Source organism: Corynebacterium sp. HS2168-gen11 (assembly GCF_024834075.1).
Taxonomy (GTDB): domain Bacteria; phylum Actinomycetota; class Actinomycetes; order Mycobacteriales; family Mycobacteriaceae; genus Corynebacterium.
Map to the genome: position 1 here is coordinate 41309 of NZ_JANUXR010000002.1, position 15301 is coordinate 56609.

14 protein-coding genes are annotated in these 15301 nt (G+C 48.3%); 4 read left to right on the top strand and 10 right to left on the bottom strand.

Translation table 11 applies throughout. The features are described from left to right. Nucleotides 1-386: 386 nt before the first annotated feature. Entirely contained in the window at nucleotides 387-1712 is a 1326-nt protein-coding gene (locus NXS99_RS01540) for a class I SAM-dependent methyltransferase (RefSeq protein ID WP_396124791.1), read from the top strand. 88 nt (nucleotides 1713-1800) lie between these two features. On the opposite strand, the gene NXS99_RS01545 is transcribed toward NXS99_RS01540, so the two are convergent. The 4 genes from NXS99_RS01545 to NXS99_RS01560 form a co-directional block, all read right to left on the bottom strand. After that, nucleotides 1801-4719, bottom strand: a complete 2919-nt coding sequence (locus tag NXS99_RS01545) for an FAD-binding and (Fe-S)-binding domain-containing protein (RefSeq protein WP_259286920.1) — start codon at nucleotides 4717-4719, stop codon at nucleotides 1801-1803. A 1013-nt stretch (nucleotides 4720-5732) separates the two neighbouring features. Continuing rightward, complete coding sequence (locus NXS99_RS01550) at nucleotides 5733-5921, bottom strand: hypothetical protein (RefSeq protein WP_259286921.1); 189 nt, start codon at nucleotides 5919-5921, stop codon at nucleotides 5733-5735. 16 nt (nucleotides 5922-5937) lie between these two features. Beyond that, the gene (locus tag NXS99_RS01555; protein ID WP_259286922.1) at nucleotides 5938-6630 is read right to left on the bottom strand and encodes a YceI family protein; all 693 of its coding nucleotides are present in this window, start codon (nucleotides 6628-6630) and stop codon (nucleotides 5938-5940) included. 9 nt (nucleotides 6631-6639) lie between these two features. Next, the gene (locus tag NXS99_RS01560) at nucleotides 6640-6972 is read right to left on the bottom strand and encodes a hypothetical protein (RefSeq protein ID WP_259286923.1); all 333 of its coding nucleotides are present in this window, start codon (nucleotides 6970-6972) and stop codon (nucleotides 6640-6642) included. A gap of 179 nt (nucleotides 6973-7151) precedes the next feature. Here NXS99_RS01560 and NXS99_RS01565 point away from each other — a divergent pair, with 179 nt between their 5' ends. Beyond that, a complete protein-coding gene (locus NXS99_RS01565) occupies nucleotides 7152-7556 on the top strand; it encodes an RNA polymerase-binding protein RbpA (RefSeq protein WP_259286924.1) in 405 nt (134 codons plus the stop codon). Nucleotides 7557-7651: 95 nt separating this feature from the next. Here the strand turns inward: NXS99_RS01565 and NXS99_RS01570 are convergent, their stop codons facing one another. The 3 genes from NXS99_RS01570 to NXS99_RS01580 are packed head-to-tail and all read right to left on the bottom strand — an operon-like array spanning nucleotide 7652 to nucleotide 10538. After that, nucleotides 7652-8455, bottom strand: a complete 804-nt coding sequence (locus tag NXS99_RS01570; protein ID WP_259286925.1) for a polyprenol monophosphomannose synthase — start codon at nucleotides 8453-8455, stop codon at nucleotides 7652-7654. Nucleotides 8456-8472: 17 nt separating this feature from the next. Then, nucleotides 8473-9981, bottom strand: coding sequence for an apolipoprotein N-acyltransferase (gene lnt, locus NXS99_RS01575; protein ID WP_259286926.1), 1509 nt, complete (start codon nucleotides 9979-9981; stop codon nucleotides 8473-8475). 14 nt (nucleotides 9982-9995) lie between these two features. Further along, complete coding sequence (locus NXS99_RS01580) at nucleotides 9996-10538, bottom strand: FxsA family protein (protein ID WP_259286927.1); 543 nt, start codon at nucleotides 10536-10538, stop codon at nucleotides 9996-9998. A 190-nt stretch (nucleotides 10539-10728) separates the two neighbouring features. Between NXS99_RS01580 and NXS99_RS01585 the strand changes: the two genes are divergently transcribed. Continuing rightward, nucleotides 10729-11652 carry a precorrin-3B synthase gene (locus NXS99_RS01585; RefSeq protein ID WP_259286928.1) on the top strand — a complete coding sequence of 308 codons (924 nt, stop codon included), beginning with the start codon at nucleotides 10729-10731 and terminating at the stop codon, nucleotides 11650-11652. Between the two features lie 168 nt (nucleotides 11653-11820). Beyond that, a complete protein-coding gene (locus NXS99_RS01590; protein ID WP_259286929.1) occupies nucleotides 11821-12117 on the top strand; it encodes a hypothetical protein in 297 nt (98 codons plus the stop codon). A 170-nt stretch (nucleotides 12118-12287) separates the two neighbouring features. On the opposite strand, the gene NXS99_RS01595 is transcribed toward NXS99_RS01590, so the two are convergent. The 3 genes from NXS99_RS01595 to NXS99_RS01605 all read right to left on the bottom strand — a co-directional run bounded on the left by NXS99_RS01595 (nucleotide 12288) and on the right by NXS99_RS01605 (nucleotide 15278). Further along, the gene (locus NXS99_RS01595) at nucleotides 12288-13022 is read right to left on the bottom strand and encodes a precorrin-6A/cobalt-precorrin-6A reductase (RefSeq protein WP_259286930.1); all 735 of its coding nucleotides are present in this window, start codon (nucleotides 13020-13022) and stop codon (nucleotides 12288-12290) included. A gap of 201 nt (nucleotides 13023-13223) precedes the next feature. Then, nucleotides 13224-14507, bottom strand: coding sequence for a precorrin-6y C5,15-methyltransferase (decarboxylating) subunit CbiE (cbiE, locus tag NXS99_RS01600; protein WP_259286931.1), 1284 nt, complete (start codon nucleotides 14505-14507; stop codon nucleotides 13224-13226). A 21-nt stretch (nucleotides 14508-14528) separates the two neighbouring features. Further along, nucleotides 14529-15278 (bottom strand): SDR family NAD(P)-dependent oxidoreductase, encoded by a 750-nt coding sequence (locus NXS99_RS01605; RefSeq protein WP_396124792.1) that lies wholly within the window; start codon nucleotides 15276-15278, stop codon nucleotides 14529-14531. Between the last annotated feature and the right edge of the window lie 23 nt (nucleotides 15279-15301).

A 15301-nucleotide genomic window follows, 5' to 3' on the forward strand; every position in this document is an offset into this window, starting at 1 on the left:
ACTACTCTGCATGCGCGTTTGATGAGTGAAAGTCCACAGTTGGTTTGAGAGTAACTGTGATTTTTACCATGTTACCGCCTTGGATAGTCTTTGCCTACTTGAGTTTTTGGTTCTTGGAACAAGAATGTGTGCATGTTTTGAGCGAAACTCGCTATTTCCACAAGAGATATATGGTATTAAATGTCACATTCTTCCTATTTGGGGGTAAAAAGAAGGAGATTATGGCAGATCACGCTCGTGATGGTTTGTAAAAGGTTCGAATGCGATTTTTCTGCATTTTTTGCTACGTGTGCCGATACCACCGCTGATGGATGACAGACTCTAAACTGACACATGTTATGTTTTGCACAACTCGATCAGTGCGACACTAGGAGGTGAACCGTACTGTGATCACGAATCCTTTGTATCCGCATGTCGGAGCCCATGAGCATTATTTGGCTCATATCGATGCCAATGCATGGCCTGGAGTAGTGGAAACTCCAAATGGGTTTATTACGAAGGTGAAAGCACGCAAAGCTGAAGCTGATTTTGCAATCGCATGCCAGAAGGCAGGCTTGAATTTTATCGGGGAATCGCCTGATCTTGCAGTCTTGCATGAAGAATTCTTTGCACGTTTAGCCCATGCTGGCTGGTTGGGCATTGCAGAAGGGTTTATGGCAGGTGAGTGGTTTACCGAAGATTTACCTAAAGTACTAGCTGGTCTTATTCGCACTGGTTATCGGCCGCGATCGACGCAAGTGTTAGCAGGCGGAAACTATGCCGGTAAAGAAATACCACTGAGTTTAGTGCGACATTATTCTGGCGATGGCATGAGTACACACGGCACTGTTTTTGCTTCTGGAGTACCAACGACAGAGCGGGTGAGCCTGAAAAGTTATGCTCCAGGTGCTGGACGTGCCAATGAGCCGAGCGCACATTTTGTCGATATCACCCATTTTGCGCCACCAACTGCAGTAGAACGGGCTGATTTGCAAGATGCTCAACTTCGTAGTGTCACCATGCTACTCGATCGTGCGCATGTGGGAATGGGAAGCCATATTGTTGACTATCCTTCTTCGGGTGGAGCGCTGCCACTTGCAGCAGCAGCTCGTCGTGCAACAGTTGATGTGTTATCAGCAGATGCTGATTTTGTGCAGAGTTTACGGAAAATACTTGAGCATACTGATGTAGATTCCTCAGTGCATATTGAATTGCTTGATGATCTCTTGCCGAAGCCTAAAGCTTGGCCGGCATCGTATGATGCAATCACCAGCGTGGAAAAGCTGGAGCTCATGGGGCAGAAATTACAGCGTGAATATGTGAAAAGTTTTGATCGGTTGCTTGCCTCTGGAGGATACGTCAGTGTGCAAACGGTGATTACAACTGATGCATTTTCCAATGCGGCTGATCGAAGCCTTGACGTGGTCCGCGCATATGTTGCCCCAGGACTGCATCATTTGAGTATGCCAGAGGTGCATAAGCTTTTCGACGTGTCTTCACAATTGCGCGTCATTGCGCAAACGCATTTCGGGAGTCATTATCTCCAAGGGCTACGCATGCAGCGTGAAGTTTTGGAAGGGAAATTACGCGAAGCTGCAGCTGATGGTTATGACCAAGTGTATCGACGCTTGTGGGTATTCCAATTAGCGCTAAAAGAAGCGTTGTTTGAAATCGGTGCACTTGATGCTGTGCAACTTACCGCAACTACACGCAAGCGTCGCGGGCGTCGCTGATTTCGTAAAAAATTATTGCAGACGTATCACTCAAAGGGACAGTGGCAGGTGTTGCTGCACTGTCCCTTTGAGCGTCTGGAAGGTGGGGTTAAGGAGTGATAACCGGTCGTGATGCACGTTCCAACAAGGTTGCAACATGTTCGTAGGTCTTGCCGGTAATCATTTCTAGTCCCATCTCGCAGGTACGATTCGCAGACAGGAACACGTCGAAAGACTCAGCCGCAAGACTCGCGCGCTGCTCGCGAGTTGCTGATTCCACAAGCTCAGGATGTAACATCACGCGATCACCAGCTGAGCCGCAACAGGTGCTGCCATCTGGAATCACTGCACGACCTGCAGCTTGCGCAATGGCAAGTAATTGATCTGTCAGGCCCATATGCTGAATTGAGCAGTTTGGATGCACGGCAATTGTTCCTAAGTCATGCACAATTGGTAAATGTGGCAAGACTTCCTGATAGATCCAGGTAACAGCATCGTAAATGGTTAATTGCGCTAATCTATCGGCATCGGTGGAATCTAATACCTGAGCAATATTTTCTAATACACCATGCGTGCAGCTGGCGGCGTCGATAATAATTGGCAGTTCACCGCCATTTGACCAACGCCAGAAATCATTGACCAGTTGAGCTGCTTGATACTTGAATCCTTCTTGGTAGCCTTTCGACGACCAAGGTGTACCGCAGCAACGACCAGCAACATCTTGTGGAATCCAGATCGGTGCGCCACTGCGACGTCCGAGTTCAACCAGTGCTGCTGTAACTGGAAGGTGATCGTCTGCTTGATGCGGAGAATTGCCAAACATGCGGTTAATACATGCTGGGAAATATACTGCTCGTGCGTGTGCTCGAGAAGTTTCTGGCAGGCGGGTTGCTGGCAGTGGAAGATCACCTGGAATAGTTGGTAACAGATCTTCATTGACAAATTTCCGGCCTATAGTTGCACCGAGTTTCAACGTGGAAGACCCTAAAACTTTCGCACTTACCAAACCACCGCGCACTAATTTTTCGACGACTGCCCATTTTTCAGCACCGCGGAGCGCAACACGCTGAGCAGCTGGACGTTGTTGCTCACTGCGTAAACGTTTCATTGCTTTACCAGTGTCGATACTAATCGGGCACGCAATTGCACAGGTGCTATCAGCTGCGCACATGTCAATTGCATCGTATTGATATTCTGCCTGAAGTTGCGCCAAGATCGGGGAGTCGGCGTCTTGTCGTGCCATCTCACGACGCAAAACAATGCGCTGGCGTGGCGTAACTGTGACATGGCGCGATGGACAAATCGGCTCACAGAATCCACATTCCACACAAGCATTAAGTTCTTTGTCGATCTGCGGGAAGGATTTGAAGTTTTGCAAGTGAATATCTTGACTACGAGTCAGTTTGATATTCGGCGCCAAAATAGCATGTGGATCAATTAATTGTTTGACTTCCCACATCAACTCCCAAGCCTGTTTACCCCATTCACGCAGCAAGAATGGGGCCATGTTTACACCAGTGCCATGCTCAGCTTTAAGCGAGCCATCGTATTTTTCCAGCACTAATGTGGCAAGATCATCGAGAAACGCTGCATACCGTTCGCGTTCTTCTGCATGCTCAAATGATGGAATTAAGAAGAAATGCAGATTGCCATATGCAGCATGTCCCATCACCATTTCTGGATATCCGTAAGATTGCAAGAGATCCAACAAATCAGCCGCGCCAGCGCCAACTTCAGCAGGCGGGAAGCATACGTCCTCAGTAATCAGAGCTGCGCCTTGTGGGCGATCTTGGCCAATCAATCCAAATAAACCATTTCGGATCTGCCACGAAGCACGCATGCCAGCGTCGGAGGTATCAAATGTCAGAGGTTGCAACAGTGGGGCATCGGTTAATTGCTCAGTTGCTTTTGCAATTGCAGCGTTGAGTTCATCCTCATCACGACCACCGACTTCTAAGAGCAACGCAGCTGCGTTATCGTCGATATCTGCCCATTCACGAGGTGCTTGTGGGAAATTCGCCACTGAGCGTGAAAGCACAGGTGCAACGAGTAATTCACATGCTAATGCGCCGGCTTCTACTAGAGGACGAACATAGTTTGCAGCATCTTTTAAGTTTGGCAGCATTACCCACGCCACGGCTTTTTTCTTCGGGAGTGCAACGGTCTTCATGACGATATCCGTCAGCGCACCAAAAATACCTTCCGAACTGACCATTAAGCGCAATAAGATGCGTACTGGTTCATCCTCATCGATAAATGCATCTAAACGGATGCCATTAGTATTGCGGATCGAAAATTTCTTTTTCAGTCGTGCCACCAACGCAGCATCACTCCGAATACGATCACGCAACTGAAGCAAACCAGCATGCAGTTCTGGTTCCTGAGCCTGAAATGCCGCATCGCCTGCAGCGGTGTCAATAATCGAGCCACTTGGAAGCACAATCGTCGCATCTTGCAAACTATGATAGCTATCGCGTTCAACCGTACAGCGCATGCCACCAGCATTATCAGCAACAACACCGCCGACAGTACACACTGGCGTGGACCCAGGATCAGGGCCGAGCATATAGCCATATCGACCCAAAACAGCTTGGGCATCAGCCATCACAACGCCTGGTTTCGCGTGTAAGACAGCGCCATCATTGTGAACTTCCATACCCACAAAGTGCGTTTTCATATCAACAAGAATGTCGTTGGTCATAGCCTGGCCATTTAATGAGGTTCCTGCCGCACGGAACACGAGATGGTGACCTGTGTGCGTCGCAAAGCGCATTAAGGCTGCAAGATCGTTGGCATTACGTGGACGTACCACAACTTTTGGTACGCGTCGATATGGACTGCCATCAGAGGCAAAGCGTACTAAATCAGATAGTCTGTGGAGCACATTTTCAGCACCAACAATTGCAGTCAGCTGTTCAACTAATTCGCATGGAGAACCATGTAAATATTCCAGGCCCACAGCGTCAGGTTGAGATGAGTGGCTTGGTTGCGTAATAGAAGTTGCATCAGGAGTGAAAAGCTTGTTCATGGCCATAACTGTAAGCGTCACGTGACAGAAATTTTAAGTTGGGTTTACCTTAGTTATGGATAAAGGGAATAATTGGATTGAAAAACCCCTGCAAAAACCATATTTATTGTGAAGCGCTCAAAAGATGTGGGGGTGAATCGAAGGGGTAAAAATGCAAAAGTTCCGGAGTGTGAAATTGCAATGATTGCTTGTCTCACTATTTGGGATACTGGTGGTTTGTGTGGCAAGTGTGAGTGATTGTTAAGGGATTGTAGGTCAGGATGAATGTGTGGCCAATCTCAGCGAGAGAAAGCCTGTGATATTGCTAGCATCTGGCGCGACTACAAGTTAGTAAATATTGCAACAAGGAACTTGGCTGAAATTGTCCATGCTGAAAGTTGCATTATCGGCCATGGCGCAACGGCGATGTGTTGTGTGGGTGTAAGGGTTGTGAAGTCGGTATGCATACTGAGATCGTGAGCGCTTTAGGGAAGTCCTATATGACATAATGTACATTATCGGAGTATTTTCAAAAGGGGTATGGCCGGCTGATATGTTGCAGGATTTAGCTGCCGCCTTACTTATCGGCACATCGTCTTACGTTTCGGATTTCGATTTTCCTGTTTGTATGTGCAATCGTTTTGCATGATTCCCAACGTGCGAGCTTTTCGACGCGTCGTACTGGCATATGTTTCAACTTTAAGAATGTCATCAGTGCGACAATCTGTGTCGTAAGTTAAAAAACTGTTCAGACTCGAACGGTTTTTGATCTCTCCTAAGCTTCGTTGTTGTATCTCTAGCATGTAGATACTTGCTTTCATGATTGTATGTAATGTGTACGGACTGTCGCTTATATACCTCAAGTATTATTTGGTGGCGGATATTGGCATTTGTGGGCTGCTGCCAACATGTGCCGCAAGGAGTCATTACTCGAGTTGTGTTTTGGCCGATATGAGGCATGGAAATACCCATTACATTTCGTAACAGTGACGAAATGTAATGGGTATCAAGAGATAGCTGGCAGTTAAGAAAGCTTAATAAGTTTCAACCGGTTGGCTGTCATACGATTTATATGCACTGCGGATCTGTAATCCAGTGAGAATCGCAAGACCTGCGCTAATGGCGGCGATGAGCCACATTTGCTCAGTCGCGACATAGATGCCAAAGCCAATCACAACGACAAGTCGCAGCCATAATAAAGGTAATACTTTTTGAGCAAGCATAACCTGCAACGATCCTTTACTGTTGAGTGAAGTTTATGAGAATATTCAGTTCGCCTTCTTCTGCAATTTTTGCAGCGACAAACTCTGGAGTCTCAACGCCATAATCTAAGCGGTTAATTGGAATTGTTGCACTTGCAATCAACTCATCACCACTTCGTAAGAATGTAAACGGTTGCGTCAAGGTTTGAGAATTGCCCATAATCGTAAGTTTGCCAGTTACTGGCGCTTGACCTGTGATTCCATCAGCTGGAATTTCGCTCAAATCAGTCTCAGACGTGACTTCAAACGATGCAATTGGAAACTTATCGGTGTGGAAGATTCGGTTCTTAATGCTGACATCACGGCGTTCAGTGTCAGTGCTTAACGACGTCATGTCTACTTCAATACGACCACTGAGCAGCTTATCGTCACGAACCTCGATGCTTCCTCGCACACCACGAGTTGATCCTGATGTAGTTCGACGATCGGACGGTAATAATTCTTCAAAGGTGAACCCAACCGAAGTGTAATTAGGATAGCTACCTGGTTGTACTAACCAAGTGCCATTGACCTCGGTAGTTGCTGCCTGGGCACGACTGGTTGAAAGTTCTTCAGTTTTCACACCTGGGCCAAGTAAGACTGGAACTAATACCGAAGCGACAGCAAACAATGCCAAAGTTACAATCGCGACAACTATGCCACCGATGAGGAGTTTGCGTTGTGTTTTCATAAAACTAGGTCACCTTAATCTAAGATTTTCAACATGTTTCGCTAGGCTAACAAGTTCCTCACACAGTACTGTTAATTCGTCTGGTTCACAACCCTCACGTACAGCAGTTTGGATATCTTCAGCAGCGCAACGAAGCTCAAAGAGTGCATCGTTAAAAGCGTCTACTTTTTCAGGCGGAATAATCACAGCAGTGGGTGGAATCTGAGTGCCTTGTACTGTATGACGCTGTTCATAGGCGCGTTGTTTACATGAAGGCTTGCAGAATTTTCGCGGACGGCCGCGACCTGTAGTAACAATGTCTTGGCCACACCACTGGCAAGTTGGTGTTTTTATTCGTGCCATTGCAACCATAGTAGTCTGAAATCACTGTAAGGCAAATATAACCCCGAGTCTTCAACATATGACTGCTGATGAGCTCTGTCATGGGAACAAAAACTTACGCCGATGCGTTATACTTAATGGTTTATGGGTGAAAACCCGCTCGGCTTGAGCACGAACAAGTGAAAGGACTGATCAGCACAATGGCAGACCGCGTTCTCCGCGGCTCTCGTATGGGAGCTGTAAGCTATGAGACTGATCGCGACCACGACTTGGCACCACGCCAAATGGTTCGCTATAAAACTGAAACCGGTGAGATTTTCGACGTACCATTTGCCGAAGATGCAGAAATTCCAGGTACGTGGCTGTGTAAAAATGGACAAATCGGTCACCTCATGGAAGGTTCCGGTGTAGAGGCGAAACCGGCAAAACCACCCCGTACCCACTGGGATATGCTGCGTGAGCGTCGCTCACTCGAGGAACTTGATGAGCTACTAGAGGAACGCATTGAGCATTTACGTCGTCGTCGCCGCAACGCAGCTCGCCTTTTGAAGCAACAGCAAGAAGAAGCCGCCCAAGCTGCAGCAGCACTTGCTGAAGAAGAATAATGAGAAACTAACTGCTCAGAACCGATCAGCCTCATACTGTCGTCGACATTTGTCATAACAGTATGAGGCTGATTGTCTGTATCCAGACGAACAGGCTAGATATTATGCTTCTTGCGGAAGTTCTTCACTCCGTGTTGTGCGAGCTTGCTGAACTCTGACACAAAGTCTTCTACTTGATTCTTGCGGTGTTGCAGCCCCCATTTGGTGACTTCAAGCAAAGAATCTTTCACAAAGGAACCATCGAGTTTCGACTCCCCGATTTCGCGCTCAGTAAAGGTAATTGGTACTTCGCGTACATCAAAACCTTCACGAACGACGCGCCAGGCCATATCAACTTGGAAGATATAGCCAGCCTTCGACAACGCTGCAAGATCAATGGTCTCGAGCACTGTGCGTCGAAAAGCGCGATAGCCTGCGGTCATATCGGACAAGCCAGCACCCAATGCCATGGAAATATAAAGGTTGCCGCCCTTGGAAAGCACCCAGCGCTTCTTTGGCCAGTTCACAACTTTGCCACCTGGCACATAGCGTGAACCGATCACTAAATCAGCACCTGCATCAATAGCTTCGAGCAATACATGTAGTTGCTCTGGTGCATGTGAACCATCGGCGTCCATTTCACACAAGACCTGGTAATCGCGTTCCAATCCCCAGTTGAAACCGGCGATATAAGCACCGAGCAAGCCGCCTTTACCTTCGCGATGCAAAACGAAAATATGCGAATCTTGCGCGGCTAAAGCATCAGCTGCATCACCGGTACCATCCGGGCTATTGTCATCAACAATAAGAATATCGACAGTTGGGTTCGCCTGGCGTACGCGACCGGTAATGAGTGGTAAGTTTTCCAACTCGTTGTATGTAGGGATAATGACCAGAGTCGTATCACTTGGATTGTTCATAAGATTTAACACTACTCCTACTTTTTCCTTGCACGGGTGTGCTGGATAAGATGTCTTGGAAACAATAGCGCACCAGCTGCTGCAAGTACACCCAATGCGACACATAACCATTGCACATATTCTCCATAACGAGCGGCAAAGGTCAGAGAATCTTTGAGTGGCAGTTGTGCCACGAGCGTGTCAGCTTGGAAAATATCGGTGCGCTGCTGCACAGAACCATCGGGAAGCACAATTGCTGAGACACCAGAAGTTGCAGCAACAACAACTGCTCGATCGTATTCCAATGCGCGCATACGACTCATCGCAAGTTGCTGATATGTCATATCCGTAAAGCCGAATGTTGCATTATTTGTTGGTGTTGTAAGAATCTGTGCTCCGTGTCGCACACTCGAACGAAACGCCTCATCAAAGGCAACTTCATAGCAGGTTGCAATACCAACAATGACATCTTGCGATACTTGCGCTGCATGCATAGTTACGGTGCCAGTGCCTGTGCCAGGTTGGAAATTTCCTGCTTTGTCGACGAGTTCAGAAAACAACCGAAAGAAACTGCGCAGCGGCATGTATTCACCGAAAGGCTGCAAAAACTTCTTATAGTGATAGTCTCCTACCCCAGCAACTGGATCAAATACCTGCATCGTATTGCGTGGACCAATTTCATCGATGGTAATCGTGCCAACCAGTACCGGTGCTTGAACATGGGAAACAGCTGTTTGAATCCCCTGTGCTGTTTGCGTATCGGTAAATGGATTCACATCTGAAGAATTCTCTGGCCAAATCACGAGATCGACAGGCTCTGTAAGCTTTAATGTTTGGCGTACATGATTGTCTAATACAGCACGGCGTTGAGCATTAAAATCTAGCCCTAAGCGTGGCACATTGCCTTGAATCGCAGCTACTGTCACTGTAGCAATTGGTGGTGCCACAGGCGCAGAAATTGCGCCAAGTACTGCGACTATCACCACACCGATGCCGACGGCTAATTGCTTGGTGAATCGCTGCTGGATGATTGCATATGCCACAAGTGTTGCGATAAACACCGTCATAACCGTGACCAACGCAGGACCACCCCAAGCTGCTAATGGTGCAAGCGGGCCAGAAATTTGTCCCCAACTTAATCGCACCCATGCAAAGCCACCAAACGGCACCGATGAACGTAACAGCTCGACGACCAAATACACCATTGAGAATGCCCACATACCATAGCGGTGTAGCCATAGGCGTGCAGCAACTATGCCGAGCAGAATACTCCACAAGGATAAAAACAGTGCTAGAGCCAGATACGGCATCTTGCCAACGAAAACGCCAACCCACGGCAGTAACAAAAGGTAGACAACCAAGGCATGTAGCCACCCAAGGAATCCGCCAACGTGCAATGACACTGTATTCCCGCGCATTGGGCTGAACGCAATGATGAACGCACTCATGCCAATGATGCCTAAAAACCACAATCCAAGTGGTTCATAGGAGGCAAATACGAAGAGACCGCTCAGCGCAGCAAGGCACACTCGCAGAAGAAACACCATAAACGTGGACTTCCCTACCGATCAGCATTTCCAGAAGCATCAGGCCCGAAATCTTCAGGGCGAAGATTTTCCGTCCAACGCTTTAATGCTTCTTCATCAATCTCAAACGATGGTGCTGGAGATGATGCTGTGGCGTCTGCATCGACAAAGGTGCCGTACGTGGCCTTTTGCCGATAGGCATGAGTAGCCGAAAAACTCCGGACACCCATGGCCTCAATTTTTTCACGCAGCTTGTTCGCCAGTAGACGACGCACGACGGCTCGAGTTGGAGCAAAAATCAGTAACAAGCCAAGTATTGTTGTGACAAATCCAGGCATAGCAATACCGACGGCACCAGCAGCAAGTAATCCAAGATCGCCAGCGGTGGCAACAGGTGCAGGTTGTCCAGCTGTCAAGCGCTTCGAAATACGCGCCATCTCTAGTGCTGCCAGCATGATACCAGCAATAAATAGTCCGAATAGTAACAGCAAAGCGTAGCCGATGCCCAGCCACCAACTGACGAGCATAAACGCAATGCCTTCAATGAAAAAATACGGAATCGCAACAATCATAGGCATGTAAGCTAGTCTAGCTCAACAGTCCATAACTGCGGTGAAGATTAGTAAGACCTACAAAAACCCTTGACACGCAGATGACGACGATTCATCCTAGCAACCACAGCACTGCTGCCATTTAGACAATTCCTTCTCGCATGCGTCCAGCTAAGCGTTGGGCATTTTGCCTGAATCATCGGTAGCATACACAACTATGGATTCTGCTACTTCACCGCACCATAGCCCGACACCTGAAGCAATCACCACGAATCGGGAGCTATATTTTCCAGGCGGCCGCATAATGGCCGATACCTGGGAAGCACTTTCAGAACTTGCCGCATCATTTGGCGACGGCACTCTTGTGATCACCAAACGTGGCAATCTTCAAATTGCTGGCATTCATGATGAGCCTGCATTCCAAGCTGCACTCAAGCAGCTTAACTTAACGCCAGCAGCAGCCCAGCAGCACACTCGAAGCATCCTCCTCTCCCCTTTCGCGCTGGAATATGATCACGTCATCACGCAGCTTGATCAACGCTTAAGACAACACAGCGAACTTGCAACATTAAGTGCGCGCACCACGTTTGGATTCGACGCCGGAACCGGTGAGATTGCACTCCAACATCTTGATTTCGGAGCAATCGCGCTTGCAGAATCTTTCAGACTGATCCTCGGTGGTAGTTTGACCACGTTACACTGCACCGATAGTACGCATGTACCAGAGGTCCTCACCCAAGCTGCATTGTTATGGCATCAACACAAAGGCGCATATGACCGCATCCATGAAGCCCCATCTATTAGGGACAATATTATTGATGCTCTCTCAGCACTCACACATGTGCAAATTTCCGACCATACGCCACAGTTGCCCTCTTCACCAGTAACAATTCGACCAATCGGCTGGTTTGATCAACCAGACGGTACTGTCAGTCTCGGCGCTGGATTCCAGCATGGGCGCATGAGCGCACGCATGGCACAGCTGTTAGCTGCAATCGGTGCCCCGACAACGATTACACCGTGGTCATCACTGGTGATTCATCAGATTGCAGAAGGTGACGCTGAAGCTGTGGCAAAAATATGCGCTCCAATGGGCTTTATTTTCGACGCGGCCTCTAGCTTGCTGGATCCTATTCAATAATCACTACCGGCATGCTGTATATCAGTTTGATCGACATTTCGATAGCGTCGTTAAGCATGCATCTGGGATTCCTCGACAGTTTTTCGGGAATTGTTGTAAGCTAACTACCAGCTCCTTTGCACGCTGAGTGATACTGCAACATCAACATACAAGGAAGAAGTACCTTCAATGAAGTTCAAACATGCATGTGCTGCTTTGGCAACCACAGTGACATTGGCAACTGGAACGATTACCTGTGCAGCTCCAGCACTGGCCGCGCCGGGAATTCATCTGAATAAAGATCTTGGATCGATCGATTCGAATAGCTCACAGCCAGGACGCGGGAATGGCTCGAGCGCAACCGCGTGGTTCGAACGTCAAGATCAAGGCATTCAAAGAGCATTGATCGTGGTTGCAGTCTTGCAAACCATTGGATTGTTGCTAGGCCCTGTACGCTCAGTACTGTTTAATATCTTCCGCGTGTAGGCACCACACCTACCAATTAAATAGTTCATGAATGCACGACGAACGTGTCGAAACATGTGACTGCATGTATCGCGGTACGTGTGTGGTCAATTTTGTGAGAAAAATAGTAGGACTGAAATAGCTGAAATATAAGACAGTTGTAGACCCGTAGTAGATCAGAAAACTGTGGACTAAAACCATGTCTGAATCAGCGTAAATGCTTCCTGCGGACTGGTTGTGAGATGATGAGTTGCACCAGTTTCTGGACGTTGCAGCATAATGACTGCGATTCCAAGACTACGAGCTGCCATCAGAAGCACATCATCTTCTGGCTGACCATCATTTCGCATGACAATACAATCAATCTGATTATCGCGCAGAAATTTCTTCTCTGTTTCAAGGTCTACCTGCTGGTGCTTCGGCACGATTCGATGGCGTGCCGGAAGTGCGCCCAGCGGCGCTTCTGTTTTACGAAGTACGTAGAGATTATGTGGATCTCGGCAAAACTTGGGTAGTTGATTCGGCTGAAGATGAAGAAAAATATGATGGTACTCGCGCGATGCAGACGCTGCGGCTTCATCGAGAGTATGCACAAATAGCCATCGATCGTGCGTCTGTGGTGTCCATACTGGCTGCTGTAATGCAATCACAGGAATGCCTGTGGCACGTGCAGCTTCTGCAATAGTCACGGAAAGATGTTCGGTAAAAGGATCAGTCGTATCTACAATAATGTCGATATGCTCAGTGATGAGCCATTGCGCTAATGCGGCCGGATCATTGCACTGATCGATTCGAATATTGCCAACAGGAAGCTGCGTATGAGCTTGGATGGCGGTTAATGACGTGGTGACATACCAATAATCGTCATAGAGTAACGTTGCCATTTCCCGTGCTGCCGGTGTGGCACCAAAGATTAACGCATGCATAGTGTCGCCATTCTTGAAAGTCTGAATAGTTGAGGTTTGTGACGAAAGCGACGTGATTGTCGCAAATATTGTTCCCGTTTATGCATCAGCGCGCACATGTTGCGCAAGTGGTGTGCTGCTATCATCGCACCATCGCACCATCGCACCATCGCACCATCGCACCATCGCACCATCGCACCACCGCGTCAGCATGCGGCACTATCATGGTTGCGGTCTTTCACTGTGATGTGTCAACGAGGACTTTTCGACAACCCACTGGGTCACCGGCACGTCTGGTTGTAACGTATGGAATGCGCCAATTTGTTGGGTATGTGCGATTTCAAACTTCGTGATCATGCCACCGAAAATAGCATGTAGCTCCCAAATAAATTGTTCGGTTTCAGCCGTTGTGGCATGCACAACCAACCGACCACCTGGTTGTAGACGTTCCCAGGCACCTTCAAAGACACCATCGCACGTCAAACCGCCACCAATAAAAATCTTTTCAGGCGAATCTGGTACATCAATATATTTTTCCGGCGCTGAGCCTTGAATCGCAATGCGATGACACACACCTAAATTGCGTGAGTTTTTCAAAATTCTGGCTTGCCGTAATTGATCCTGCTCAAAGACAACTGCGCGAGTGGTATGTGTGGTGCGAAGTGCCTCAATTGCAATACTGCCGGCGCCGCCACCGATCACCCAAATCACTTCTTGCTCTCGAGGTGCTAATGCCGCAATCGCGACCGCTCGAATATGCGACGGCAAAATGTATTCATCGTGATCATAACAATCATCCGGCAGCCCCGGCGCGCGTGAGAGCGTGGCGTACTCAGGCGTTACAGCAATAACATTGAGCGCGCTCACAACCACTGGTGGTTTCGCTGCATGTCCTGAGGCGATGGTTTCGTCGGAGCTTCCTAAATCGCTTAAGATTTCCACTTGTGCCTGCGGCTGTCCCATATGAACAAGCAGCTCACAGATTTCAAGGGGTGTTTTTTCATCGCGGCCGAGCACTAAAAAGCGTTGTCCAGATTCAATTGCCAGGACTAGGGTTTCAACTACGGCATTGACCAGTGAATACACTGGAGTGCGTTCAAGCTGCCATCCAAGACGGGCACAGGCTAATGAAGCAGACGAGACATGCGAATAAATAACGACTTGTTTATGCGGCAGTTTGCGTTTTAAAAGTGCGCCAATGCCATGGAACATAGGATCGCCACTGGTTAATACTGCAATGCGCTTGCCTTCTAACTCAGCAAACACTTTTGATAATGCTGGTAGCAATGGTGATGTCCATGGGCGGCGCTCCCCTGGAACGTCATCGGAGATGAGATTTAATTGTCGCCATGATCCTAAGATCACATCGGCATGAAACAGTGCGGTCTTGGCGGCTTGACCAAGTTCGGACATTCCTTGTGCGCTGATGCCGATCACACTGACACTGTCGGCTGCGGCGGTGGCATCACCGACATCGTATAAAACTGTCACCTGTGCCTTTGTCATATCATCAAGTGTATCGAAGTTTTAGCGTGGCATCCGACGCCAGACCGCACGCGGGAGAAGTTTCATGAACCAAGCTAGGAGGACAAGTTTGCGTGGAATCCAAAGTGTTTTGGATTGTTGTAGGGTGCCGAGCTGCTTTGCGACGATCGTGGCCACCGTTGCTGCAGGTAACGATAATGGTGCTGGTGACATGCCGTGTGTCATCGATCCAATAATAAATCCTGGTCGTGCAATTAAAAGTGCTACTGGACTGTGATGTAATCGGTCGGTGAGTCCTTGGCAAAATGCATCGAGGCCAGCTTTGGTTGAGCCGTAGATATAATTTGCTTTTCGTGCACGCCACCCAGCGATTGAGGAAAAGGCGGTTAAGGTTGCCGGAGTATTTTGTGCTACTAAGCAATCTGCAGCAACCGTGAGTGCCACGATCTGGCTGGTGTAATCGATCGTGGCAATTTCGGCAGCATGATGTTCATCATGTTCTCCTCGATGTTGGTCACCGAGGATACCAAAGCACACCAGGAGGTGTTTGACTGTGTACTGTGCAAATATTGGTGTTAAGAGTTTGCGAGTGGCATGAAAGTCGGTCGCATCGAAATACGGTACGTCGACACTTTTCGCACCAGCAGCATAGAGCTGTTGTACCAGAGGGTGCAGATCGGCCGGGCGTCGTGAAGCAAGCACGATATGGTGATCGTTGGCAAGTAAGGTGGCTATTCTACTGCCAAGATCACTTGTGGCGCCTAGAATGACGATCGCGTTTGGCAACGACACAGATTCCTGGTGTGTAGTCGGCA

What these genes read in the sequence shown, in the direction of transcription:
- NXS99_RS01545 (WP_259286920.1), bottom strand. Translation starts at nt 4,719, where the DNA reads ATGAACAAGCTTTTCACTCCTGATGCAACTTCTATTACGCAACCAAGC.
- NXS99_RS01550 (WP_259286921.1), bottom strand. Translation starts at nt 5,921, where the DNA reads ATGCTTGCTCAAAAAGTATTACCTTTATTATGGCTGCGACTTGTCGTT.
- NXS99_RS01555 (WP_259286922.1), bottom strand. Translation starts at nt 6,630, where the DNA reads ATGAAAACACAACGCAAACTCCTCATCGGTGGCATAGTTGTCGCGATT.
- NXS99_RS01560 (WP_259286923.1), bottom strand. Translation starts at nt 6,972, where the DNA reads ATGGCACGAATAAAAACACCAACTTGCCAGTGGTGTGGCCAAGACATT.
- NXS99_RS01565 (WP_259286924.1), top strand. Translation starts at nt 7,152, where the DNA reads ATGGCAGACCGCGTTCTCCGCGGCTCTCGTATGGGAGCTGTAAGCTAT.
- NXS99_RS01570 (WP_259286925.1), bottom strand. Translation starts at nt 8,455, where the DNA reads ATGAACAATCCAAGTGATACGACTCTGGTCATTATCCCTACATACAAC.
- lnt (WP_259286926.1), bottom strand. Translation starts at nt 9,981, where the DNA reads ATGGTGTTTCTTCTGCGAGTGTGCCTTGCTGCGCTGAGCGGTCTCTTC.
- NXS99_RS01580 (WP_259286927.1), bottom strand. Translation starts at nt 10,538, where the DNA reads ATGCCTATGATTGTTGCGATTCCGTATTTTTTCATTGAAGGCATTGCG.
- NXS99_RS01585 (WP_259286928.1), top strand. Translation starts at nt 10,729, where the DNA reads ATGGATTCTGCTACTTCACCGCACCATAGCCCGACACCTGAAGCAATC.
- NXS99_RS01590 (WP_259286929.1), top strand. Translation starts at nt 11,821, where the DNA reads ATGAAGTTCAAACATGCATGTGCTGCTTTGGCAACCACAGTGACATTG.
- NXS99_RS01595 (WP_259286930.1), bottom strand. Translation starts at nt 13,022, where the DNA reads ATGCATGCGTTAATCTTTGGTGCCACACCGGCAGCACGGGAAATGGCA.
- cbiE (WP_259286931.1), bottom strand. Translation starts at nt 14,507, where the DNA reads ATGACAAAGGCACAGGTGACAGTTTTATACGATGTCGGTGATGCCACC.